Annotated in this window: 15 protein-coding genes; 7 read left to right on the forward strand and 8 right to left on the reverse strand. The window is 67.7% G+C overall.

Annotated elements, in window-relative coordinates; genetic code table 11:
• Window positions 1-134 precede the first annotated feature (134 nt).
• From O0S08_RS09520 to O0S08_RS09530, 3 genes are read left to right on the forward strand one after another with little or no spacing between them, the layout of a single operon-like run.
• Window positions 135-1,022 carry a hypothetical protein gene (locus tag O0S08_RS09520; RefSeq protein WP_269038724.1) on the forward strand — a complete coding sequence of 296 codons (888 nt, stop codon included), beginning with the start codon at window positions 135-137 and terminating at the stop codon, window positions 1,020-1,022.
• Between the two features lie 5 nt (window positions 1,023-1,027).
• A complete protein-coding gene (locus O0S08_RS09525; protein WP_269038725.1) occupies window positions 1,028-2,593 on the forward strand; it encodes a serine/threonine protein kinase in 1,566 nt (521 codons plus the stop codon).
• A 41-nt stretch (window positions 2,594-2,634) separates the two neighbouring features.
• Complete coding sequence (locus O0S08_RS09530; RefSeq protein ID WP_269038726.1) at window positions 2,635-3,078, forward strand: hypothetical protein; 444 nt, start codon at window positions 2,635-2,637, stop codon at window positions 3,076-3,078.
• Between the two features lie 197 nt (window positions 3,079-3,275).
• On the opposite strand, the gene O0S08_RS09535 is transcribed toward O0S08_RS09530, so the two are convergent.
• The 4 genes from O0S08_RS09535 to O0S08_RS09550 all read right to left on the reverse strand — a co-directional run bounded on the left by O0S08_RS09535 (window position 3,276) and on the right by O0S08_RS09550 (window position 6,366).
• Complete coding sequence (locus tag O0S08_RS09535; RefSeq protein ID WP_269038727.1) at window positions 3,276-3,851, reverse strand: ATP-binding protein; 576 nt, start codon at window positions 3,849-3,851, stop codon at window positions 3,276-3,278.
• A 601-nt stretch (window positions 3,852-4,452) separates the two neighbouring features.
• Window positions 4,453-5,259, reverse strand: coding sequence for a bis-aminopropyl spermidine synthase family protein (locus tag O0S08_RS09540; protein ID WP_269038728.1), 807 nt, complete (start codon window positions 5,257-5,259; stop codon window positions 4,453-4,455).
• On the reverse strand, window positions 5,243-5,866 hold the full coding sequence (locus O0S08_RS09545) for a hypothetical protein (RefSeq protein WP_269038729.1): 624 nt from the start codon (window positions 5,864-5,866) through the stop codon (window positions 5,243-5,245). The genes O0S08_RS09540 and O0S08_RS09545 overlap by 17 nt, the downstream gene beginning before the upstream one ends.
• Window positions 5,863-6,366 carry an ImmA/IrrE family metallo-endopeptidase gene (locus O0S08_RS09550; RefSeq protein WP_269038730.1) on the reverse strand — a complete coding sequence of 168 codons (504 nt, stop codon included), beginning with the start codon at window positions 6,364-6,366 and terminating at the stop codon, window positions 5,863-5,865. Before O0S08_RS09550 ends, O0S08_RS09545 begins: the two co-directional genes overlap by 4 nt.
• A 779-nt stretch (window positions 6,367-7,145) precedes the next feature.
• Between O0S08_RS09550 and O0S08_RS09555 the strand changes: the two genes are divergently transcribed.
• From O0S08_RS09555 to O0S08_RS09565, 3 genes are all read left to right on the forward strand, one after another.
• Window positions 7,146-7,328 (forward strand): hypothetical protein, encoded by a 183-nt coding sequence (locus O0S08_RS09555; RefSeq protein WP_269038731.1) that lies wholly within the window; start codon window positions 7,146-7,148, stop codon window positions 7,326-7,328.
• A 112-nt stretch (window positions 7,329-7,440) separates the two neighbouring features.
• A complete protein-coding gene (locus tag O0S08_RS09560; protein WP_269041949.1) occupies window positions 7,441-9,030 on the forward strand; it encodes a tyrosine-type recombinase/integrase in 1,590 nt (529 codons plus the stop codon).
• 73 nt (window positions 9,031-9,103) lie between these two features.
• Window positions 9,104-12,595, forward strand: a complete 3,492-nt coding sequence (locus tag O0S08_RS09565; protein WP_269038733.1) for an SUMF1/EgtB/PvdO family nonheme iron enzyme — start codon at window positions 9,104-9,106, stop codon at window positions 12,593-12,595.
• Between the two features lie 322 nt (window positions 12,596-12,917).
• Here the strand turns inward: O0S08_RS09565 and O0S08_RS09570 are convergent, their stop codons facing one another.
• Window positions 12,918-17,318, reverse strand: a complete 4,401-nt coding sequence (locus tag O0S08_RS09570; RefSeq protein WP_269038734.1) for an SUMF1/EgtB/PvdO family nonheme iron enzyme — start codon at window positions 17,316-17,318, stop codon at window positions 12,918-12,920.
• 212 nt (window positions 17,319-17,530) lie between these two features.
• On the opposite strand from O0S08_RS09570, the gene O0S08_RS09575 reads away from it, so the two are divergent.
• Window positions 17,531-17,902 carry a hypothetical protein gene (locus tag O0S08_RS09575; protein WP_269038736.1) on the forward strand — a complete coding sequence of 124 codons (372 nt, stop codon included), beginning with the start codon at window positions 17,531-17,533 and terminating at the stop codon, window positions 17,900-17,902.
• A gap of 308 nt (window positions 17,903-18,210) precedes the next feature.
• On the opposite strand, the gene O0S08_RS09580 is transcribed toward O0S08_RS09575, so the two are convergent.
• The 3 genes from O0S08_RS09580 to O0S08_RS09590 are packed head-to-tail and all read right to left on the reverse strand — an operon-like array spanning window position 18,211 to window position 24,883.
• A complete protein-coding gene (locus tag O0S08_RS09580) occupies window positions 18,211-21,630 on the reverse strand; it encodes a formylglycine-generating enzyme family protein (RefSeq protein ID WP_269038737.1) in 3,420 nt (1,139 codons plus the stop codon).
• Window positions 21,627-22,643: an AAA family ATPase gene (locus tag O0S08_RS09585; protein ID WP_269038738.1), complete on the reverse strand. Its 1,017-nt coding sequence runs from the start codon at window positions 22,641-22,643 to the stop codon at window positions 21,627-21,629. The genes O0S08_RS09580 and O0S08_RS09585 overlap by 4 nt, the downstream gene beginning before the upstream one ends.
• The gene (locus O0S08_RS09590; RefSeq protein ID WP_269038739.1) at window positions 22,640-24,883 is read right to left on the reverse strand and encodes an SIR2 family NAD-dependent protein deacylase; all 2,244 of its coding nucleotides are present in this window, start codon (window positions 24,881-24,883) and stop codon (window positions 22,640-22,642) included. The genes O0S08_RS09585 and O0S08_RS09590 overlap by 4 nt, the downstream gene beginning before the upstream one ends.
• Between the last annotated feature and the right edge of the window lie 219 nt (window positions 24,884-25,102).

Raw genomic sequence — 25,102 nt, forward strand, 5'->3', positions numbered from 1 at the left:
GGTAGCAACCCGTCAAAATTTGCGCGAGCGCGACACCCCCGAAGACCCACCTCGAGCACATGGCCATGACGCCCGCGAAGATAGCAGAGCTCCTCGTCCTTGTCAGTCGCGGAGGGTCGAGATACGGTGACGCCGTGGCCGCTGCGCATCCCCCTGGCCGGCAACTCTGCATCATCGCGTGCTGCAGCATGACGGTGCTCGGACCGTCGCTACCCGCTCGCGCGAGTGAGGAGAGCATCTCCCGCCGCGAGCACCGAACCTGTGTCGAGTTGCGCGACGCCAGCAAGCTCGCCGAGGCTGCGTCGCACTGCCGGGCCGCCTACGACGCGCTCCCCGACGACACGCGCGAGCCCCCGCTCAACGCCCGCTCGCTCATCGTATTCGACGGCTACAACACCTACCTGGAAGCCTTCGAGGCGACGAACGACATCGAGTTCCTCTGCGCCGGCGAGGAACTGCTCACCGAATACCTCGCCTACCTCGACGCGCGCCTACCCGCGGAGGCGCGTCCCGACGACCGCCAGGACGCGCAGAAGGATCTCGCCGAGCTCGCGGCCCGACGCGGTGATCAAAAGTGCAGCGAGCCGGTGGTCGAGCCATTGCCCAGGCAGGAAGACCTCTTGCCGGTCGTCCTGCGACCGCAGCCACAGCAGGAAGCGCCGCCACCGACGCCGGGCAGCGGCCTACGGATCGCCGGCGGCGTGACCCTGGGCACCGGCATTGCTCTCGGGCTCGTCGCGGCTGGAGCGCTCGCCTACGGCGCGCGCATCAGGGACGAGCGCGACACGCTGACGAACGCGCCAGAGCCCGTAGGGCCCGAAGGTCACGCCCTCGCGGATCGTCTCGATGGCCTCGGCACCCGCGCCAACCGGCTCGCGGTCGGTACCGCGATCACCTCCGGTGCGGCCATCGTCACCAGCATCGTCCTGCTCGCTGTGGACGCGCACCGTCGTCGCGGGCAACGGCTCTCCATTGCCCCCGTCGTATGGCCCACCGGCGGCCATCTTTCGCTCCGGTTCTGATCGTCATGAAGACCAAGGCCGTCTGGTACCCGCCGCAGCAAGCCCCCGACCCGGAGCTCGCGGTCTTCACCACCGAGTTCGCCGAGGACACCGACCGGACCGGCAAGACGCTCAACAAGCGTTACCGGCTCATCCGCCGGATCGGCGCCGGCGCCACCGCCAGCGTCTACGAGGCGCGCCACGAGAAGACCGGCGCCCGCCTGGCGGTCAAGGTGCTGCGCCGCGACCTCTACGAACCCCTGCGCGACTTCTTCGGCCAGGAGGGTCGCATCGCCGCGCGACACAACTGCCCGCACCTCATCCAGGCCATCGATCTCGGCGAGGTCCGCGGCGCGACCTACACCGTGTTCAACTTCGCCGAGGGCAAGCCGCTCCGCCACCTCGCCGGCAACAGCGGTCCGGTGTCGTCGACGCCGCTGCCGTGGCAGCGCTTGTGCCGAATCATCCTGCAGGTGTTGGAAGCGCTCGCCGTGCTGCACAAGAGCGGCATCGTCCACCGCGACCTGCACTCCTCGAACATCCTCGTCGACGAGTCGCGCGACGACTTCACCGTCGTGATCGACGTCGGATTCGCCGCAGTCATGCCCGGCCGGCGCATCACGCAAGCGCCCGAGCCGACGCGCACCATCTACGGCATGCACAGCTACGTCGCGCCGGAGACCCTCGCGGGCTGCCCCCCGGACCCGCGCATGGACCTGTACAGCGTCGGCGTCCTGATGTTCGAGCTGCTGACCGGCCTCGAAATGATCGAGTACGGCCGCAGCTTCGGGAAGCTGGCCGTGCCGCCGCTCCGCGTCCTCGCGCCCGGCTACGACATCCCCGAGGCCGTGGACGCGATCGTGCTGCGCGCGCTCAGCGACGTCAGCATGCGGTTCGCCAGCGCGGAGGAGATGGCCGCGGCCATCCGCGCTGCGCTCGCGGAGGTCGAGGCTGACGCCGAGGCGGCGACCCGTCGTCGCGTGCTGCGGCCGGCGGCGGCCATCGGTCTCGGCGGTGCTGTCGTCGGTGGCTTGCTGGTCGGCGGCTTGCTCCTCGCGACGCAGCCCTCCACCGCCACGCTCGCCGCGATGAACATCGCCAGCGAGCCGCTATCCCGCGACCTCCAGGTCAGTCCGCCCGCGAGCGGTCCGCCCTTGGCCAAGCTCCAACCCAGGGTGCCTCAACCCTCGGCGCAAGAGCCCGAGCTGCCCCCCACGCCACCGCAAGAAGCACCGGCATCGTCCCCCCGGCCGACACCCACGCCGCCTGCGTCGGCAGCGACGACCTCGTCCCCGACTGCGTCCCCCACCATGACGAGCGTCAGCAGCCAGGTGGTGGGGCAGCAGGCGCGGCAACGCATGCAGGTGACCGCCGAGCAGAGACTCATCCGCAAGGCCCGTCGCAGCATCCTCGAGTGCAACCCGGACGGCGCGCTCGCAAAAGCCGCCGTCGTGATCAAGCGCCTCACCGACGGCTCGGTTGACGCAAAGTTCAACGGTCGCAGCGTCCAGGGCACGTTCGGCCGCTGCGTCGCGGACTACGCCAAGACCGCAGCGCTCGGCCCTGACGGCGTGCTCAAGTTCTTGCTTTGAGACGTGAAGCGGCAGTTGGTCGAGTCGTCTACTACCCCATCATGACGACGCCCTTCGAGCTCTACCTCGCGTCCATCGCCGCCTCGTTTCCCTCGCTCAGAAAGGCGCCGCTACGCCCCTGGGACGCTGAGGTCTTCCGAACGTGGGCTGAAGAGCAGCCGGAGAAGACCGCGGCGTGGTGGGCAGCTCGCTTCGTCCTGGCGTTCGGAACGGCACGGCGACGCGCCTGGGTGGCAAAGAGGCGCCCAGCCGGCACCGTGGTACGGTACGGGTTCGACATCTTCGAGGCACAAGCTGCATGGACGGAAGGCGATCGGCGAGCCGCCGCGATTTGGTTGCTGACGGCCGGAGAGCCCGCGCCAGCGATTGAGCCCGTGGTGATGAGATGCTCGTGCGAGCCGCCCATGATGATCTCCGTCGACCTCGTGCGGCTCAGCCGGAGCCCCATCGTGTGCCACCGCTGCGAGTGCCCCTTCACGCCGTAGGCAGCGCGGCCGTGGTGCGGCTACCGTCAAGCCACCGCCGATTTACATGATCGCGGATCCGGATCACCGCCGCCCGACCTCGAGCTCGAGCACGCCTCGCAAGAGACAGAGGCGAAAGCTCGGTCGAGACGGTCCTAGGCAAGCGGTTCCGCCACGGGAGCATCGAGAGAGATCGAATATATCCGCGACGGTTAAACCTATTGCAGGTGTGCCCGAAACCAATCGACAAGTTCGCCAGTTGGGCGCTCCGCGTCGAGAAAATACGCAGGCGCACCTGCAAGAATCGAATAGGATACCGCGACCGATGACTGCAGCATCGTATGCATGGCTGCCTTAAAGACGTTCACAGAGCGCCGCCCTTGGGGGTCAGTTGAAATGCGCCTCTCTGCCGTCTCGGCCGAGACGTAAAGGTTGACAATTAACGTGGGCGCCAGAGCTCGGATCCGTTCAGCATCGAACGGCGTCACCCGAAACCCATACTCTTCACTGGTCACCGCATGCGTGTCAATAACCAGATGGTTGATTGCGCGATTTCGCTGGACCCATTCGAGCAAGCGTGTATCGAGCGCCTGGATATCCTGTGGCGTGGCGACGCGGGCGGACTGACCGCGCAGACTTTCGTAAGAGATGGCCGCTCCTTGCTTCTCTTGAAGAGCAATCCGCAGCCGTTCGCCATAATCCCAAACCTCCAGGCTGGAGATCTCGGCCTGGAGCGCCATTGAGAGCGTGCTCTTTCCAGTAGCGGGAGCGCCGGTAAGATAGATGACTTGCATGCCAGTCCTTCCTCAGCGAAGCAGTACTGCAAACGGAGCGAGGATCTCGGCGGAAAATCCGATTCGAGCGACACGGGCTCGCTCATCGGCAACCGGGGGTTGGCCCACAGGCGAGGGAAGCGTCAAGCAAGCTTTGTCGACACGGCCTCGAAGATACGCGTCCGCCCGCTTCCCTTCACTCCGACCAATCCCGACCGTATAATTCGAGAGAGGAATCTCGAACTCCGTTGCAGCGATTTCGCCGAGGATTACGGCATAGCGAGATCCCGTAACATTAATGCCGTCAGGAATGGGGCGCCACTTAACTCCATCCTCTGAGTACTCAGTGGCGGGGGCCAAGTCTGGATCTGCGTTGGATCGTACTGGGGCCATCAGTAGGTTGACTCGCCCGCCAGTCTCCATAATGCCCTTCACAAACGGACGGACTTGGGTAATCGGGTGACAAGATGATCCTCCGTAACCCCAGAAAGTTTTTCCTGCACGCTCGAACTCAGCGCGCTTCCGCTTTAGGATTGCTTCAAAATCTTCACCTGCATGTTGTCCAACTTTCATGAACATGAAGTTTCGGGGTAGTTCGCTGGGCTGAGCGCGGGCAAGATCTTTAGAGTTCGCCATCACGAAATGCCTCACATTCAAAATCCTTTGAAGCAAACTTTCCCCCATTCGTCAAGTCGCGCACGTAGCGCACCTTGAGAGGGTTGTCTTTTCCGTAGAAATCTGCGAGTTCGGCCCGATTAAGATTTTGACTTTCCTCATCTTTCATGCTCTCAACCTGTTCCGTGACGAGGGAGCAGGAAGTCAACTCTGGCGTGTCGTCCAGATGATACTTGTGGAACTTGGGGATCATCTCCCGGATCAGCTGTCCTTTTCCCAGGACGTAGGTTTGAACTTCTCGCAGAACAAGTGTTGTCCAATGATACTCGGGAGCGTCCGCCAACACCGTGCATCCAAGGGCCCCGGGCTTCGAAGTAGCTTCAAGCCCCCGCCTGATGAAGGATTTCACACTGTTTCCGCCGTTGCTGCCGCCATACGGGGGGTTTGTGTAAAAAGCGTCGAACCCTCCGATAAGATGCGGGGGAAGGCCCTCGGCGACGTTATACAATTCGGAAGTGACCGTCTTTGTATAGCCATATCGCTCGGCGAACCGCCTGACAGAGTTGACCACTCGCTCGTCAAAGTCAAGCACATGCACCGATTCGGGCCCGCCCTTGAGACTTCCCGTGCCCTTTAAGTGTACTACCGTCAGCGCCAAAGCATCGCCATCACCAATGAACACCACCCTTTTTCCGCTGAGCCATCGGGAAATGTGTTCGGCTTGAATTAACATGTCCGCGGATCGCATGTAGATCTGATCGAACATGCGTAGTGGCGCGGGCCTGTTTGCAACCACGTCAGAGACGGCGTTCATTGCTTCCCGAAGATCCATTTTCGAACCCTGCTTTCTGAGTGACCTCTTCTGCGGTCGATCGGTTTACGGTTGGATCGTGTGCAAGCACCCTTGTCTGTAGGCCAAGGGAAATTTCAGTGAATCGCACAAGATCGTTGTTCCGTTGATGTGGGAATAAGTATTTTACGATTACAAATACCAGCCCGGATGACTGAGCGAATGCGAATACGATGAACATCTGCCCCATCCATCGCTCGGCGGTCAGAAGCCCGGCGGCAAGGGCACAGAATGTTAGAAATACAGCAGCGATTTCGAGGGATAGTAACCATAGGAGGTGATGCGCGTACTTCACTCTCAGCTCTCGCTCTGCCTTCTGCTGGGCCTCCCACGCAACGATCATCGTTCTCGTGTGGGAGAACATCTCCTCATTCTGCCGGAAACGTATGAACTGGTCGGCGTGTTCCGGTTTCATTTCGTCCCGAATCGTGAAGCTAGGCAAATTCTCTGACTGGCGGAGCCACTCTTTACCGTAAAGCCCTGGTGACGGAGACGTTTGAATAGGAGTGATTTCATCCTGTCCGAGCATCCCTGGACGCGCGGGTTCGTCTACTTCCGTCGAAGCTTTCATAGGCTCTCTCCCTCGAAGAGTCGTAGGTCTGCCAGTTTGTAACCAATCGCTTCCTCGGAAACACCCAGAATGACCGCCATGTTTTTCACAACGCGCTCTTCGCGCGGCAGCCTGTACCACAACTCCTTGACGAGGACAGATGGCATCAGCAGCTCTGATGCGAATACGTTTGCCTCGAACTCTCGGCGGCGTTCGAGCGTCCACTCTGCTTCGTTGGAGTACGGTGACGAACGGAAGAAGTTCGAGTCACGGTCAACAAACTCCTCCTGATCCTGCAGGTGCAGGAGAGCGTGCCCCAATTCATGGGCAATTGTGAAGCGCTGCCGAATGGGATGATCCTTCTCGTTTACTAAAATTGTTGTCCCTGCTTCCGAGCGCCGGGCGATCAGACCCGAGAAGTTCTCCTCGCTGAAAAACGCTCTCATGACGCGTATGCCGAGCTTATTTGCGAGCACGACCGGATTGACGGGTAAGGAATACAGTCCGTGCTCCTGCAGCACCTGCCTTGCAAGTTTCTGAACCTGCGGTTTTGTCGGCGCCCCTGGCACCATCCGATAGTGTCACAAAATCTATGGGAACTCTAGGCTTCGCTGCGTGGTGCAGCATCATAGCGATCGGCGTTGAGCGCCGGCTTTGGGACTAGCGAGGCGCTCTTGCGCGCAGAGTTTTACGGCGCGCAACGTGGAATAACGCTGTAGAGTGAGCGGTCGTTGCCGCCAACCCTCGACCTCCCCGACGATGCCGTCGCGGCCGGCGAGCATCCCCTCGAGGATCTGCAGGGCGAGCTGCGGCCTTCCATAACCGGATCATTCTGTTCTGGTTCTGTCGACCAGTACGATCATCCGCATATCCGAGTGCGCCCACTCCCTCCCGGGGTGGCAACATGCTCAAACCGCTCAAGAACGTCGTAATGCTGAAAGTTTCCTGGAGCTATGACCAAGGCACACGCGGGCTCGTCTTGAGCGACACGCTCACCCGCGGCTCCGCGTCCTGGGTCGCCGCGGTGAGCCGAACGAGACCGAATAAGCAGCACGCGCGCCGACGCGCGACACTCCTGGTGCCGCTTGGGGACTCGGTCGCCCGGGCGAGGGCCCCGGCGATGGTCCAGGGTCGGCCGACAGGCCGCCGACTTCCCGGGGGGTCTGCCCAGGCACGTCGGGTTATGCGCGGCTGTGAGATCTCCCGCATCGGGTCTAAATTGGGTCAAGTTTGGTACGAATTCCCGATCGGGCCGATCCAAGTGCCGTAAACGCGAGAATCGAGCCCGGCTGCGGCCTTTATGGTCGACATCGACAACGACGGCTCGTCGGAGATCCTGGTGGTGTCGAACACGGCGCTCAACGGCGGGGTGGTGCCGTTCACGGTCCAGGCGGTGCGCGATGTCCAGGATCGATGGGTCCAGGGGCGACGGATCTGGAATCAGCACACCTATCACGTGACGAATATGGTACACCTGGTTTAGATCCGCCCTGCGCGGCTGTGCACGGGATATTGTGCACTTTCGGACAGGCCTTAAGTCGCTCTAGCTTGGCTCGAATTTGTCTCGAAAACTAGGGGTAGGAAGGTCGGGGATCATGATCACTGCTGCGTTCGTGCGCGAGTGCAAGCCTCGCGCGAAGATGTACGAAGTCACCTGCGACGCGCTCCCGGGGTTCATCTTGCGGGTCCTGCCCACGGGCAAGAAGGTCGCGCTGGTGCGATACCGCCTGGACGGCAAGGACCACCGCGAGAAAATCGGACTGCTCGGGCCCGCACTGTCGATTGATGACGCGCGCCGGCGGGCCGCTGTCATGCTCGCTAATGCTGCCACTACCACGAGCGACGACGAGCAATCCGGCCAGCCGGTCGCGGGCAGGCTCGCTCGAACGAAACAGCCGGAACAGGCGCATTCCAAGATCCTCACGGTGCGTGAGCTGGTCCACCGCTTCATCCGCGTTCACGTCGACGTCCATCTCAAGCAGGGCACCGCCGAGAACTACCACCACCTGCTCGACTCGGTGATCCTACCGAAGCTCGGCGATCGAGATTTCCGCAGCGTGACCAAGGCCGACGTCGAGGAACTGCACGGGGGCATGAAGGACCGGCCGGGCGCGGCGAACTACCTCGTGTGCGTGATCGGCAGCCTCTACTCGAAGATCATCGAGGACTGGCGGCTCGCTGACATGCGCAACCCGGCGCACAAGATCCGGCACTTTGTCATGCGGAAGCGCGAGCGCTTCCTGACGCCCGACGAGCGCCGGCGGATCCACGAGGTCATTCAGGCGGGCCTGAAGCTCCCGGCCGGACGACGCGGCCACCTGAAGCTGGCGAGCGTCTGGGCCCTCGACCTGCTCGCGCTCACAGGCCGTCGCCGTGACGAGATCCTGACGCTGACGTGGGAGATGATCGACTGGCAGCACGCGATCCTGAACCTGCCGGACACGAAGACCGGCGAGCTGAAGACGCCGATCTCGGCGCGCGTGCTGGCGCTGCTGAAGCACATCCACGAGCAGACCGCTGGCCCGCGCTCGGGGTACGTGCTCCGCACGGCGAAGGGGACTCGACTCACCGGGCTGAACAAGACCTGGGACAACATCCGCGCCGCCGCAGGCATCCCCGACGTCCGCCTGCACGACCTGCGGCACTCCTTCGCCAGCGATGCGCTCATGAGCGGCGTCCCGCTGGCCGTGGTCGGCGAGATGCTCGGGCACAAGGAGCCGCGCACCACCAAGCGCTACGCCCACCTGGCGAATCACGTCGTCCGCCAGGCGCTCGAGCTCACGACCGATCGGATCGTCGAGGCGGTGACGCCGGTCGCCTCCCTCACGCCAGCCCCGTTCACGCCGATGAACAGCAAGCAGTGGAAGGCGATCGCGGCGATGTGCGAGAGTACGCGCGGCCGCAACGGTGCGCGCATCGACCTCCGCCGCGTCATCGATGGGATCCGGTGGATCCTGCACACGGGCGCGAAGTGGCGCGAGGTCCCGGCGGAGTATGGGTCCCCGACGACGTGCTGGCGCTGGTACGAACGCTGGTGCAGCGACGGCACGTGGAAGCAGCTCGCGGCGACCCTTGAGTTGCCGGTTGAGGACGGGCGCGAGCCGGGTCGCCGTCCGCCGCGCAATAGGTCGCGTCACAGCATCGCCCCGATCGACGTCACGGCGGTCGAGACAGCAGTGAGCTAATCGCTTGCGTAGCCGTCTCCACCTCCGCCGCTACTCGTCCGGTCTGGTGGGGCCATGGTAGGGTCCCCGGCGGATGCCCGACGACGAGCCCGTCTACCGCTGGCTGCACCTCTCGGACCTGCACCTCGGATGCCGGGATGAGGCGCTGTGGTGGCAGATCGTCGAGAATTTCGAGCGCAGCGTCGACCCCTGGCTGGCCAAGGTTGGCGCGCCGGACCTGCTCCTGCTCACCGGTGACCTCGCCTGGGCCGGCGCCGAGGGGGAGTACGGTCGCCTCGACCGCTTCCTGGAGCGCCTGCTGGCGATGCTCGAGACGAAGACGGGTCGCCGCCCGCTGCTCGTCCCGATCCCCGGCAACCACGACGTCGAGCGCCCGACCGGCGCGCGCCTGCGGCCTTACCGGATCCTCGACGCCTACGAGACCGACGCCGACGAGGAGGATGTCAAGATCCTCCGCGCCGAGATCTGGGAGAAGCACGACCCCGAATTCGTCGCCGGTCTCTTCACCCATTACACCCGCTGGCTCGAGCGCACGGTCGTTCCCCAGCTCACGGGCACGTCCGGCGTCGTGCTGCACCGCTCCTTCTTCCCGGGCGACCTCACCGTCACGCTGAACCTACCTGGTCGCTTCCCGCTCGCGGTCGTCGGGCTCAACTCCGCGTGGTCGCACTACAAGGCCGGCGACTTCACCGGCAAGCTGCTCCTCCCCGCCGAGCAGTTCCTGGCCGCGCTGCCCGCTCCGGCCGCCGGGGGTTCCCCGCTCGACGTCTTCCGCCGGGTCGAACGCGCGCTGCTGCTGATGCACCACCCGCGCAAGTGGCTCACGACCAAGAGCCGCGAGATCTTCGATGGCCAGATCCACCTCGGCCAGCGGTTCACCGCCTGTCTCTTCGGCCACATGCACGAGCCCGACGCCGTCAACGTCTCGCAGGCCGGCGGCGCGGCGCGCAGCTTTTATCAGGCGCCGTCGCTGTTCGGCCTCGAGCACCATGGGACCACCAGCGAGCGGGTCTTCGGCTACACCTTCGGCCAGGTCGCGCAGGGCGGGGAGGTCCGGCTGTGGCCGCTCCGCTCGGTGCGCCGTGGCGATGGCGTGTGGACCTTCGACCGCGACGGCTTCTTCCACTGGCCCGGGGACGACCGCGAGGGCGTGCTGCTCCGCCGCGCGGACCCCGAGCCCCGGACGCTCCGGAGCGGCCCGCGGCCCGCTCCGGCGCCGGACCTCGACCTCGCCGCCTACTGCCGGACCGTCCTCGACGAGACTCGCTATATCCGCCTCGACGGGATCGCCGCCGCCGCCAAGGCTCTCAACCACCCGATCGAGCGCCTCTACACGCGGCTGCGTACGCACGCGCACGGCAAGGACCTCCGGCGCGACCTCGTCGACCTCGCCGACCTGCTCCCGAAGCACCACCGCCTGTTGATCGAGGGGCAGCCCGGCTCGGGCAAAACCACCTTTCTAAAGCTCGCGGCCAGCGTGCTCGCGCGGGACTTCCTCGACGAGCCGTGCCCCGACGGCCCGAGCTGGCGCGCCGTGCACCTCGGCCGGGAGGTCGCGCGGACGCTGCCGATCTTCATCAAGCTCTCGCGCCTGGCGACCTCGACGGCGAGCAAGGGCGCGGCGCGCCTGCTCGACCACCTCGCCGAGGAGACCACGCCGCGCACCGGCGACACGCCGGAGTTGGCCCGCGCCCGCCGCGAGGCGTTGGACCGGCGCCTGGTCGGCGGCGAGGCGACGCTCCTGCTCGACGGCCTCGACGAGGTCGGCGACGCCGCGCTGCGCGAGCAGGTGTTCGCGTCGTTGCAGGACATCCTGCGCGCCTGGCCGAAGTGCCAGGTCGTCGTCACCAGCCGGCCGATCGCCGTCGAACCGCTGCGGGCGCTGGGCTTCGCCCACGCGAGCGTCACCCCGTTCGGCCCCGACGAGGTCCGCGCCTACGTCCTGCGCTGGGTCCGCGCCTACTTCGAGACCGACCAGGACAGCACGCGCGGCGCGGCCGAGGAGGTGTACGCCGAGAAGCTGATCGCCGCGCTGCGCAGCCGGCAGGAGCTGCGCCGCCTCGCCAGCGCGCCGGTGATGCTGACCTGCCTGTGCGTCGTGTACTCGCACGGCGGCGGCCTGCCCGAGGGGCGCGCCGAGCTCTACCGCGACACAATCCGTTGGCTCGTCGCCGCGCGCGAGCAGACGCGCAAGGATCGCGGTTACGGCGAGGTCCGGGTGCAGGAGGCCCTCTCGGTGCTGGCGCTGGCGATGATGGGCGGCGCGAAGGGGCTGAAGCGGCGCGAGATCGGGCTCGCCGATGCGGCGAAGGTCGTCGCGCCGATCGTCCGCGGGCTCCGCTTCGAGGGGGGCAGCTCCGCGGAGCGGAGCGACGCGCTGCGCGCCTGGCTGCGCTTCGAGTGCGAGTACAGCGGGGTGATCGAGGAGGTCGGGCGGGGGCAGCTCCAGTTCAAACACCTGACCTTCCAGGAGTACCTCGCGGCCGCCCAGCTCGCGGCGATCGAGCGGGACGGGTGGTGGACGATCGTCAAGGCGCGCCTTCTGGACGTGCAGTGGCGCGAGACGGTCGACCTGTTCCCCGGCTGCCTGCTCGACCGAGAGCGCGGCGCGACCTCGGCCGCCGATCACCTCGTCAAGCAGGTACACAAGCTCTGGTCCAGACAGCCGCCGCTGCTGCGGGCGGCGCGGATCACGGCGATCACCGGCCGCTTCGACCCGGCATTCCGCAGCGCGAAGTACCAGTTGCCGAAGGAACTGGTCGATCGCGACGCCCAGATGCTCGTCCAGACAGAGGGCATCTTTCTCGCTAGAGGCGACTTGGCGGTGGAGGAGAGGCTGCGGATCGAAGCTGCGGAGGCGATAGGGGTCGCGGGCGACGGCCGGATCGCCGCCGAGCGCTTCGTGAAAAATCTGCTCCCGGAGAAGGGGCTCTCGGTGCGGCTGGGGAAGTACCTCGTGACGGTGGAGGAGTTCGCGCGGTTCGTCGACGACGGCGGCTATCGGCGCGAGGAGCTGTGGGTGGACGACCAGGGTTGGTGGATCCACTCGCACAACGAGTGGGAGGCGCCGGGCGAGTGGGAGGAGCAACTGCGGACACCGAACCGGCCGGTAGTGTCCGTGTCGTGGTTCGAGGCGATGGCGTACTGCCGCTGGCTGAGCGAGGAGCATCCGGAGTGGCGGGTGCGGTTGCCGACGGAGGCGGAGTGGATGGCGGTGGCTTCGCCGGACGGGCGTGGGTACCCGTGGGGCGACGAGCCCGAGCCAAGTGACATGCGGGCGAACTTCGGGGGGTTGGTCGCGCCGACGCCGGTCGGTATCTACCCCGCAGGCAACGGGAAGTACGGCCACTCAGACCTCGCAGGGAACGTGTGGGAGTGGAGCCTCGACGTCGACAAGGACGACGAGCAGTTAAGAGGCCGGGGACCCCCGCGGGTCCTATGCGGCGGGTGCTTTTGGTCAGGCGCCGAGGGGATGGTGGCCGCCGCCGGGCGTGTCAGGTACTGGTCCAGCGGCCGCTACGGCGACGTCGGCTTTCGGGTGGCTGCTGAGCCCGCGAGCCCGTGATCCTTGGCCATTGGGCCTCCCGGTGACGCCTTTCGGGGTCAGAGACGAAGTCCCTGGTCGCCCGCCCGACCGTCTCGACATCCCCGTTCTGCACCAGCGCGCGGACCCGTTGCTCGAAGCGCCGCAGCCTCGCCTGCGGGCCGGGGCCCGGCCCGCGTCACTCGGTGCCCGAAGTACAGCACCTCCGCGCCGGTCTCGCGCACGCGTGCGGTCGAGTCCTTGAGGCGGCGAGGCGGTCGGGCGATGGCTGGCGCACGAGCGCCGGCTGATGCCTCCGGCGAGGGGCTCCGCCCCTGGACCTCGGAACGCGTTACCGGGAGAGTCAAGGGCCAAGAGGCAAGGGGCTCGCGGGCTCAGCAGCCACCCGAAAGCCGCCGTCATGGTAACGGGAGTCGTGCCAGCGCCAGTCGCGCGCGGCGGCCGCCCATACCCCATCAAACCTCCAAGAACTGCTGCGTATCATCCGGTTGTTGTCCCTCCACGCGACGACAGGGTCAACGCTCTCCTGCCCCCGGCGACGCTCGTAGTCATCGAGGTTGTATCCGTCGCGGCACCACTGCCACACGTTGCCCGCGAGGTCGAGGTGCCCGAACGGGCCTCGCCCCGCCGGACAGCTCCCGACCTTCGCGGTCCCGTCCTCGCGCCCGAACACCGCCCGCGTCGCGTCCGGTTCCTCGTTGCCCCACGGGTAGCGTCGACTGTCCGTGCCGCGCGCGGCAAACTCCCATTGCGCCTCGCTCGGCAGCGTCACCTTCACGCCCGAGGAGACCAGCACCTTCGACAGCCACGCGCAGAACTGCATCGCGTCGTCCCAGCTCACGCCGACGACCGGCTGCTCCTCGTGCGAGAACTGCCGGTCGCGCCAGTACGTTGGCTCCCGGCGCCTTGCCGCGAGGAACTTCGCGTACTGCGCGTTCGTCACCGGCGTCTCCGCCAGCCAGTACGGCGACAGCCTGACCCGATAAACAGGCTCGGCGATGCGGACCCCCTCCATCCCCATCTCGAAGCGCCCGCCCGGCACCCACAGAAAGCGAATGCCCGTCGTCTCCTCGACGAAGGGCTGCCCCTTCTCGACCCCTCGAGCGCCGCGTCGCGCCGTCGCCAGCCAGCCCCGCAGCGCGTCGAGTCCGTTCGCATCGCGTGCGTCGAAGCGCTGCGCCTCTCCGAACTCCGCCGGCCAGACAGCATCCTCCCCGCCGGGCAGCAGCGCCCACGCCATCGGCTTCTTCGCGTCCGCGAAGTAGGCGAGGCAGCTCCGCACCGCCGCGTCGGCCCACGCCGGCCCACCGCGGCCTGACAGCACGACCGCGCACGGCGCCTCCCCGGCCGTCGCTAGCTCGCTGTTCAGCTCGAGCGCGTTGAACAGGCGTCCGTGTGCGTCTCGCAGCACCTGTACCCCGCACCCCCGCAGCTCCCGCGCCAGCGCCTCCGCGGTCGGCCGCTGCTTGGCGGGGAACACCAGCACGACCTCGACCCCGTCGCCTTTGCCGCCGGTCTCGCGGACCTCGAGGAGCTGCGCCGCCAGAGCCCGCACCTCCGCGTCCCTGTCCCCCCGCAGCTTCATCACGACCTCGCGCACCCGCTCGTCGCCAGAGAATCGCCGCAGGAGCCGCAGCACCGTCGCCCGCTCGCGCGACGTCCCGCCCGCGTCGAGCCGCTCGAGCAGCGGCGTCGCGTCGGCCTCGGGCGCCTCATCGAGCAGCTCGCCGAGTAGCTCGCCCTGCGAAACTTGCGACTTCAACACCCGCCGCATCAACGGCACGAACGCCACCCGCTGCGCCGCGACCAGCCGCGCGACCTCATGCCACCACGGATCGCCGAGTCGAGCCGCCAGCTCGTCGTACAGCGCCTCGTCTTCGCCGACGATGTGCGTCGCCGCCAGGTACTCCTGCAGCCCGAGGTGGGCGAAGCCCAAGTGCTCCGGTGCGAACTCCTGCAGCACCCCCGCGTCGCGCTGCAGCCAGTCGACCACTTGCACACCCAGGTTGTCGTCGAGCCCGAGCTCGCGTAGCCGCCTGCGGACCAGCACCACCAGCTCCCCGCGCATCCGCGTGTCGCGGTCGCCGGACGCCTGCAGCGTGTACGCCAGCGGTCGCAGCACCGCCATCGCCTTGTCGATCACCAGCGGCGGCTCGCGCCGCTTCTGCTCCTGCCCCCAGCGCAGGAGCAGCACCTCGAGGCAACGCTCGTAGTACTCCGCCCGGCTGCGCGGCATCGGCCGACCCTGGTGGACGATCACGCACAGCAGCGTCAGCAGCAGGGGCGTGCTCACCATCACCTTGAGCCGCTGGGTCGAATACGTCGGGCTGTGCAGCGCCGCGATCAGCCCCCGGCCGCGCGCCTGCGCCTCCTGTTCGCTCACGCTGAGCACGACCCGCACGGCCTCGGCGAACCACTGCCGCACCAGCCGGTCGACCTGCTCCCCGCTGAGCGGCCGCAGCTCGAGCTCTGCGAATTTCTCCGGAAGCTTGACCGCCCGCCGGTAACCCGCGTACCGGCTCGACACCACCGCGCGCACCTGCGTCCCTGCGAGCTGCTCCCCGAGGTACTCGCACAGCCGCGCGCGCAGGCTTTCGTCGGCGACCTCGTCGAGCCCGTCCGCGAGTAGCAGGAGCCGCCCGTGGGCCCACAGCGCCGCGCCCAGGTCGTCCGACAACTTCCCGCCCGACCGCTCTCCGAGCTCGTCCTGCAGCCACGCCGCCAGCGGCCGGCCGTTGCTGAACCGCCGCAGCCACAACGGCACCGGCACCGTCCCCTCCGGCAGCCCAAGCGTCTCGGGCCCCTCGCGCGCGCACACGTGCAGGAGCTTGTGCAGAGCGGTCGTCTTGCCTGACCCGGGCTCGCCGAGGATCAGCGCGTGCGGCGTGTCGACGTGTCCGAACAGACGATCGACCTCGAATTCGAACGGCTCGTACGCCCGCAGCTTTGGCGCCGCACTGAATTTCACCACGGAGCTCCTCGTGCGCGCCGGGGCAGACTTCGCCCGCACCGTCGCCGAGGCCCCCCGCGGAGCGTCTAGCAAAAGTTGTTTGCTGGCGAGGTGCTCGCGGGGGCGTGCGCGCAGCGGCACGTACACCGCGTCGAGGTCGAGGCTCATGTCCCCGCCCCCGACGCCGATCAGCGTGACGCCGGGCTTCTGCTGCAAGACCCAGGCGCGGTACGCCAGAATCGCCGCCGGCTCGGCGACCTCGACACGTGGACCGCTGTCGTCGTCGCTCGCTGGTTTGCCTCCGCCGTGCGTGCCACCCGACGCGCGTGGCCGGGCGAAGCGCCGGCCGTCACCTGGCCGGAGGAGCACGTTGCCCGCGGCCGAGTCCCAGTGAAAGAAGTCGTCGCGGTCGAAGACCTCGGTGCCGTCGCCCTTGCGCTTCAGCTTGAGCGGCCAGGCTCGCAGCTCGCCGTCGTCGCGCAGCGTCGCCCACGTGTAGCCGATCGCCCGCGACTCCTCGGCGCTGCCGTACTTCTCCACGCCGAACAGCGACGGCGCCTGGTAGTAGCAGCGGGCGACGCCGCCGGCCTCCGACTTGTTGATCGCGTCAGGCTCGTGCATGTGCCCGTGCAGGCACGCGACGAAGCGCCCGCCAGGATAGATCCCGCTGTCGAACAGTTGCCGCTGCGGCTTCGACAACCAGCTCCGCGGGTGGTGCATCAAGAGGAGCGCCCGGTGCGTCGCCTCGAGGACCCCCAGCGGCGACTCCCCCTGCGCGTGGGGCAACGCCGCCTGGAACTGCTCGAGCGGCAGCGCCAGCTTGCCCTCGAAGTCGCCGCCCTGGTACTGCATCCACGCCGAGTTGAGCCCGACGATCGAGAGCGGGAAGCGCCCCGGCAGCACGAGCTCGACGTACACGTCGCCGGGGAAGAACGACGTGGTCAGCTTGACCCCCGGCCGCACTGCTCCCGGCCGGATCACGCGGTCGAACCACGCGAGGTAGTTGGCGAACAGCGGTCGCAGAAACGACGCGTCCTGCTTGTCCCAGAACTCCTTGAGGAGATCGGCGACGTCCGGATCGTCGCGCCCCTTCTCGAAGTCCCGCAGCACCCGGTACTGGAGCGCCTCACGCCCCGTCGGCCGCTGCACTTCGTGGTTGCCCGGCACCGCCACGACGAGCGGCGGATGCCCATCCGCGGCTTTCGGCAGGCGGCCGAGCAACTTCTCCAGAAACTTCGTCAGCCTATCGAACTCGGCCGGCTCGCCCTTGAAGGTCAGGTCGCCGGTCAGCAGCACGAGATCCGGCGTGCCGACGATCTTCAGGTGTTCGTCGACGCTGCGCCAGAACTGATCGAGGACGTGCCACCACGCCGCCTCGCCCCGACAGCCGACGTGCAGGTCCGAGAGGTGCAGCCAGCGAAGCGGGCCGGCATCGGCCTCCGCGGGCCCGGCCTCCGCGACCTTCGGCGACCTCCGGGCCGCGGTCTCTTGCCCATCACGTCCTGCAGGCGCTCCGACGCCCGGCGCCGCGAGGTCGACCCCGCACGCCCGGGCGACCGCCTCGATCTCGCCGCGTTGTCGCGGAAAGTCCTCGGCGGCCCGCTGCAGCGCGTCCTGCACCAGCCCGCGCCGCACGAGCTCGGCGACAGCGTCGTCCGCGAGTCGGACGATCCCGACCCCCTCTTCGGGCATGTGCCGCGCGATGTCTGCCCCCTGCTCTCCGTGGCTCAAGAACCGCCGGAGGTCGGCTGTCCGTGGATAGAGCTTGCACAGGAGTTCGTGAAGCCGCCGCATCGCCGCCACGTTCGCCGAACCCATTGAGGCGGTCAACCAGACGCCGGAGAGTCGGCCTTCCCGGCGTTGGACCACACCGGCCAGGGCGAGCCAGGACACGCCGACACTGTCGGGCCGGACCGGCGCGACTTGGCGGCCGGAACCGCAGCATTCGCCCATCGCCTGCTCGCGGACGAGCGAGCTCGATCCGAGTCCCTGCTCCTCAACGTGCTATGGAGGCCCAACAGCTCGAGCGGCTGCTCAGCTTCCGGGCCTCGGAGCGGGACTCTCGCCGAACGGGGGGTCAGCCCTACGCTCTCCAGGCGTTCGCACGCCATGAGGACCTGAAGACGACGAACCGCTACTACGTCCACGTCAACAAGCGCGTTTTGGCGCGCGAGGCGGTGGATGTGCTCGCCACGACCCTTGGCAACGGCGTGGCAACTCTCGACAACGGGCCGCAATTCCCGTCGTGCCGTAAGCTATGGCCGAACGCGGATATTGGTTCGAAATCCGTACGACCACTTGCAGAACGCCACGATCTCCGGCCCCCTCGTTTCCTGGCCCAGCTCGGCGTTCTGCGAGAGATCGGCGTGCCCTCCTGAGCCCTCCCGAGCCCGCTCTGGTTCTGGCAACGGCCGCTCTGGCAACAGATTGGCAACGCGCAGACGCTGCCGGCGGTGTCGGGTGAAGAACTCCTCGACCGGTTCCGCAGGCACTTTCGTCGCGAGGCTCGCGGCCGCCGGGGCGGTAGACTTCGTAACCAACGAGGCGAAGGTTCCGATCAGACCGAGTGGTCCCCTCGTACTTAGCCTGCGAGAACGAGGGGGCGCGCGCTCACTCCCGCGAGGCCGTCGGGGCTCCGCCCTACGCCTGCTGCCGTCCACCCTGCCATGGACGCTCCGTTGCCTGGTTATTCCTGACTTCGGGACAGGCGGAAGCCCACGCCGCGCATGGGGCTGCCTGCGTCGCCGTGGGAGCGGGACGCCGCGCGCACGTACTCCGCACCCGAGGACCAACTGCCGCCGCGGCCGACCCGGCGATCGCCCTTGCTGCCTGCCACCCTAGGATTCACCAGCACACCAGCAGGGGATGCAGCAGCGCTGCTGGCAGCGCGTGCAGGATCGCTGTACAGGTGCCAGGCGTCGCTGCACCACTCCCACACGTTGCCCAGCATGTCGTGCAGGCCCCAGGCGTTCGGCAGCCGCTGTCCCACGAGGTGAGTCCGGCCGCCGCTGTTATTCGACCACCAGGCGATGTCGTCGCGTGTTCCGTAGGTGGGGCCCGTCGTCCCAGCACGACATGCATACTCCCACTCCGCGTCGCTTGGCAGGCGCATTCCGAGGCCGGGCGCGAGCCTCTCGAGGGCCGCGCAGAACCAGAGGCAGTCTTCCCAGCTGACCTGCTCGACGGGGAGATTGGGGCCCTGGAACTGGCTGGGGTTGTCGCCCGTCACGGTCTGCCAGAGCGCCTGTGTCACGGGGGTCTCGCCGAGCCAGTAGCCGCACGTGAGCTCGACCTCGTGCTGCGGGCCCTCGTCCTCAAAGCGCCCCTCCTCGGTAGCGAGCGAGCCCATCATGAAGCGACCGGGCGGGACCCAGCGCAGGCGGTACTCGACGTCGTCGACGATGAAGCCCGCGAACACGCCGCGTGCGTCGTACCCCCAGCTGTTAGCCCACTCCGGCGGACAGCCATGGGCCAGCGGATGAGCCAGCTTGGACCCGCGCGGAGCACTCCGCCCTCCGGACGGACCACCACCCTCCGGGCGACGGCCCTGGCGCTGACCTCGGGACAGGCGAAAGCCCAGGTCGCGGGTGCGCTTGTCCGGCTCGTCGCGGCTGCGGGACGCCGCACGCACGCCCCTAGCGAGCGAGTACCAGCTGCCACCGCGGGTGACCCGGTGATCGCCCTTGCTGCCACCCTCTGCAGGGTTGATCAGCACGCGTCTATCCGCCCTGCTGAGGATATCGCTGTACTCCTGCCAGGAGTCGCTGCACCACTCCCACACGGTGCCCAGCATGTCGTACAGGCCCCACGGGTTCGGTGGCTTCTGCTTCACTAGGTGGGTGGCGGCACTGTTTCCGCCGTACCAGACAATCGCGCCGAGAATCTCAACCTTGTTCTCGCCCTTGATCACGAGGTCGCCGACGTAAGTCGCCGTGGTCGTGCCGGCTCGACACGCGTACTCCCACTCGGCCTCGCTCGGCAGGCGGAAGTGTTCGCCGTCGTCCGGCGGGATCAGGTCATTCATCCGCTCGAGGAAGACCTGGATGTCGTCACAGCAGACCTGCTCGACCGGCCGCATTGGGTCGTCGAAAGTGCTCGGGTTGCTCCCCATCACCGCGGTCCACAGCGCCTGCGTGACCGGCGTGTCGCCGAGCCAGTAGCCGTGGGTCAGCACGACCTCGTGCTGCGGGCCCTCCCAGTGAAAGCGTCCTTGCTCGCTGGCGGGTGAGCCCCGCACGAAGTGGCCAGGTGGGATCCAGCGCATTCGGAAGCGGACGCCCCAGACGAGGACGTCGACCCATAAGCCGCAGTGATCCTGGCCGATCGCCACGGCCCAGCTCGGTTTGAAGAGGGGGCGAAGGCCGAGCGTCGCGCGGTCGGAGCGGAGCTCGAGAGTGCCTGCAGGAAGGGCGAGGAGGTTGGCCGCGGGGAGCGCGAGCCGGCTGGAGGGGACGTGTGGGCCGACCGGGTAGAGGTTCGGTGCAGCGGCCCAGATCGCTGCCACGCGTGCGCGAGGGACACGATCCTTCTCGGCGACCACGTGCGGCAGGACCATGAGCGCCTCGCCTCGTTGTCGCAGCGCGAAGGTCTGCGTGGGGCCTGGTTGCGCGCCGGGGATCAAGGTCGGATCGGGATCGGGGGGCGGCTCGTCCTCGGGCAGCAGCCGCCACCATATCCGCTGCAGGTGCACGCCGGCGAGCGTCGTCGGGTCGCAGATCCGCGATGCGTGCTGCTTCACGTAGCGCAGCCAGCGAGCGAACGTCTCCGATGATTCACCCGGTTCGATCGGCTCGCCCGCGCCAAGACCGAGCCGGACCATAAAGCGCTCGGCACGTACGCGCTCGGATGCGGGGACCGACCCTCCGTCCTGCGCGAGCGCGAGGGCCTCCATGTACCACAGCTCCGGCTGGCGCTGGCGGTGCCAGTGCCACGTCTGCAGCGCAGCGGTGAGGCCCTCTCGCAGGTCCGCCGGGAGCTCACAAAGGCGAGACCGACGCGCCTCGGCCCGGTCGGGGCGCATGACGGTCGCACCGGGACACATGCCCAACATGTCCTCGTGCATCCACGCGTCGACCTCGGTGCCGACGTCGGCCTGGTCGCGGGGGAGGAGCCGGCGCAGCGTTCGCAGGAGACCTGGTTCGAGGCGGCGCGCGTGCGCGGCGAGGTCGAGGAGTCGACCCACGCGTTCGTCGAGGTCCTCCGCGGGGTTCTCTGCCGCGGGGCGTTCCCAGGGGCGCGGTGACCAGAGGGTGGTGAGCGGCCGGGTCCAGCGCGAGGTCGGGACCGGCACGAGCGCGTGGAAGGTCTCCCCGGCGCAACGGAGCTGTCGGCCGAGGCGCAGCCAAGCGCGTTGATGGGCACCGTCGCCGTACCACCCGAGGTCGGTGAGGGCGAGGAGAGGCCGGCCGAGCAGCGAGATATGTTCGAGTTCGTCGAAGTCGTCGTCCTCGACCCGGCGAAGCTCGATCCGATCTTCGCCGACCATGCCGGCGAGGAGGTCGAGCAGCGCGCGCATGTCGGAGCGGAAGGTCGCCAGGTGGCGCGAGACGTCGACGACCACGACCAGCCCGGGCCAGCAGCGCCGCGCCAGTCGGGGGAGACTTCGCAGGTAGACGCCTCGCGTCCAGCAGCGAGTCAGCGCCGCAACGTCGAGCTCGCGACCCTCGAGCTTGGCCGTCAGCGTGCGCTGCAGCAGGGGGAGCAGGCGTCGACGCGGCGTCAGCGGCTCGGCCACGGGGGGCCGGATCTGCTTCATCGCCGCGATGACAGCCGCGTCGGCGTCGGGGCTCTCCTCGGCCTCCGCCTCCGCCGTGTGCTCCTCATGTGCCCCCTCGCCGCGCCACTCGAAGGTGTGCGGCTGCCAGAAGGGGAAGGGGACAAATTCCGTGGCGGCCGATTCCTCGGCGCTGGTAGCCACGTCGGTGACGGCGTTCGTGGAGCCGGACGACACGGGCGGCTCCGGTGGAATGGGCTCGTACCCGAGCGCGCTCGCGGCGGCCGCGAGCCCCGCATCGACATCGAGCCCCGCGGCGTCGAGTTTCGCAGCGACGCGTACCAGCTCGGCCCGGCCGACGAGTGTCCGGTGGACGCCGCGGGCCCAAATCATTGCGGCTTGCTCGCGGGTTCGTGGAGTTCTTGGTGCTTCCTAAGCGCGAAGCGGCGGATCGACCGGAGCAAGGCGCTGCGGTCGTCGGTCGAGACCCCCAGCCTCTGCACGGCGCGGAGGAGATCGAGGTACTCGGCCTGGCCGGGCGGCGGAAGACCACGCTCCCGCGCGGCCTTGCGATCGTCGAAGACCATCTCGGCGGCCTCCACGAGCAGCGACTCATCGAGCGCGCGGCGGAAGTGGGTGCGGCCGCGCGCGACGAGCTGCTCGATCAGCTCCGTCCGCCCGGTCGGGACGGGGATCTGGAAGACCATGCAGCGCCGGATGAACGCGCTCGGCAGCTCGCGCTCCTCGTTGGTGGTGATGACGACGAGCGGGGCGGGGCCCTTCCTCGGCAGCGCCACCTGCCCGCGCGGGACGGCGAAGGTGCTCTGTCCGAGCGCCTCGAGCAGGCCGTTCGGGACGGATGAGTCGGTCTTGTCGATCTCGTCGATGAGCACGACGAAGCCGCGGCGGTCAGCGTCGCGCGGGAGCTCGGTGGCCGTGGTGGCGCCGGAGCGGGCCTGATAGCGGGCGTCCTGTTTCGCGGCGCCCTCGGCGTCGAAGGCCCACCAGAGCGGCCCCGGGCGGACGAAGTTCAGCTCGTCGAGCAGCTCGGCGACCGAGCGGGTCTCGCCGCGATTCGTGCCCGCGACCTGGGCTTGGGCGAGGCGCTCCACGGCGTCGAAGCTGTAGAAGAGGTCGGAGACCTGCGTTTGCGCGTCGACGACCTTCCACCTGAAGGCGCGATCGAGCAGGAAGGCGGCCGTGCGCGCGAGCTGGCTCTTGCCGGTGCCAGGCTCGCCGCGCACGAGCAAGGGCCGCTCCGCCGCCAGCGCGGCGTTGATCGCGTGAAGGCTGTCGGCGTCGAAGCGGTGCCGCACGGGCGGCAGGCCACACTGCTCGGGGAGGGTGTCGTCGGTGTCCTTGCGGGCCGCGACGTCGATGAAGGAGATGGGGGTCGGGCCGGTCATGGTGCGCCGTCGAGGTCCTTGAAGATATCCAGCAAGATTGGCACGAGCTTGGCTTCGCCGTCCGCAGCCCCCGTCTGCTCGACCTGGCGGAGATCGGGGAAGTAGTCCTTGAGGTGCTTCCGGGTCTCCGCCACCATCAAGGTGGACCACTGCTTCGTCGTGAGCGTGAGGTCTCGCGGTCGCGGATCGACCCCTTGCCGCGCGGTACGGAAGAGGCCGCCGGCAAACTCTATCTCGGCCTCCTCTGTGTCCTCGTACTGGCCCCGATTCCCGGGGTCCTGTCCGATGATGTCGCGCGCGATCTGCATGGCCGCCCGTTTGGGGTCCAGGAGCTCGCCGGCGACCGCAACCGGCGGGTCAAGGCTCCACTTCCCGCGTCGCCGCCTGCCATCGATCGCGGCGGGTCGATCGTCGGCCGCGGCGACGTGGAAGGCCGACACAAGGAGGCTGGCAGTGCGTACCTTGAGGTTGGCGCACTCGGAGTCGTCCTCGCGCTCAATCAGGACATCGTCACCGTCGTACCGGCGCGGCATCCACTGGCACAGCAGCGCACAAACGACCTGTTGGGCGTGCCTGAGATCGGCCCTCTGCTGCGCCTTGAGGGCCTTCTGACAGGCGGGAATCAGGATCATCGCGGCCGAGGCGCCTGCACCGAGCGCGTCGATCTTCCCTGCGACCTCCGCCGCGATCGTGAAGTGCTTCGCGCCCGTGGCTGGCCTCGCGCCGAGGAGGGCCTCGTGGAGCGCCTCGGCGACGAAGAACGGCCCGTTGAGGAGAAGCCGCGAGAGCTCGGCCTTGGCGTCCCACGGCGACCTGGGGCGTGAGGGACCTGCCCGCCGCTTCCCCTCGTCCGCCCCTCCCGAAGGAGGGTCCCGGCGTCCGGGATCGCCGCCGGAATGCTTCCAACCGCCGCGATCATCGGCGCGAGGCGGAGACCGAGATGAGACCTCCGCAGACGGCCATTGAGCCGCTACGCGGTCGATGTCGGCCTGCCTGCGGCCAAATTCTTCGCTTGCGCGCAGGCGAGCGAATAGGGTTGATACGAGCCCACGGTCGTCGAGAAGATCGACGACGTCATCTGCGAGCTTCGCAAGGGACGCCTCCTTGCCGGGGAGCAACACGACCACGACCATCAGCTCCGGGTCGTGAGAGATGAGCCGACGCAACCCCGAAGCATCGGCGCGAAAGAGGTCGCAGAGCAGGGCGTGGAGCGCTCCTCGCGGACTCGTTGAAACTTGCGGCGGAGCGGCCGGCGTGACGGCTGACGGTTGCACAGAAGACGGGGCCGGCCCGGCGCTCGCTGAAGATGCGTCGGAAGGCGCAGGGGCCGCGGGGACTCCGCCCGAGGGGGGGGCCGTGGAGACCGTTGGGGCCGCGGGCGACGGTAGCAACGACAGCAGGAAGGGAGCGAGGTCGGCGTGTTTCGGGCCGTAGGACAGCGGGAAGATGCGCTGTCCGTCCGGATGCTCACCGCGAACCGCCTCGACCTCGGAGTCGCGGCAGAGACGGTAGTGTCGCGCCTCCGAGCCAGCGAATACGGTGGCGGTCCACTTGAGGAACGCGCCGAGGTTGGGGTCGGTTAAGCCGGCGCCGCAGCCGATGAAGACGAAGGTCCGATCGGTACGAAGCGCCGCGAGAAGCCTCTGAGCATAGGGATCCCGACATACGTCCTCGTAGGACTTTATGCCCAAAACGACGGATTCGGGCCGGCGCCAGGCGCCGTGAAGGTGGATGACTTGCGGGTCGTCCCGCTCGCGGAGGGTACGGTCGATACCGGGGAGGTCGCGCCATGTGACCTCAGACAGTCCGGTGACGTGCTCGAGCAACAGGTCGTAGTTGGTGGTGGCGAGTAGCACGCCTCGCTTCTGGTGATCGGCAATCGCGTCGAGGACGCTGCGATCACGTAGGTTCGACACGAATGTGCCGACTGTCTCGCGCAACCAGCGGCGGAACTCGCCCTGATCCGGAGCGCCGAGGGTGTCCTCCACCACGCTGGCGACGTGGATGAGCGCCCCATGGCGGGTGTGGTCGAGTTGCTTCTTGTAGTCGGCGAGTTCCTCGGCCGGGAACTTGCCGAGCGCGTGGGCACGCTCGAGGCCGCTCCGAATCAGGCCGTCCCAGGAGGCCATGGCCTCGGAGGGAGAACCCCGGACAGCGCCGAGCGCGACGCCGGTGCCGACCACGAAGACGACCCGGTCGGGTCGGCGGAGGATCTTCTTAAGATCGTCGTGGAGGAGCATCACCGCGCAGAGTAGCCGAGTTCGGTAGCTTGCGGAAGGTGCCCCCAACAAGTGAGAGCTGTTGCCGCTGATGTCCTTGAAGACAGCATGCCAGTCTCTATGATCAACACGGGGTCTGCGAGAGCTCGACGCCGCCGAAGGCGTGCGCGTGTACCAACGGGATGCTCTCGAACGGCTGACACCGCGGGGACCCGGCGACCTCGAGCCTGGTCGTCGCGT

It is taken from the genome of Nannocystis punicea, from assembly GCF_026965555.1.
Taxonomy (GTDB): Bacteria; Myxococcota_A; Polyangia; order Nannocystales; family Nannocystaceae; genus Nannocystis; species Nannocystis punicea.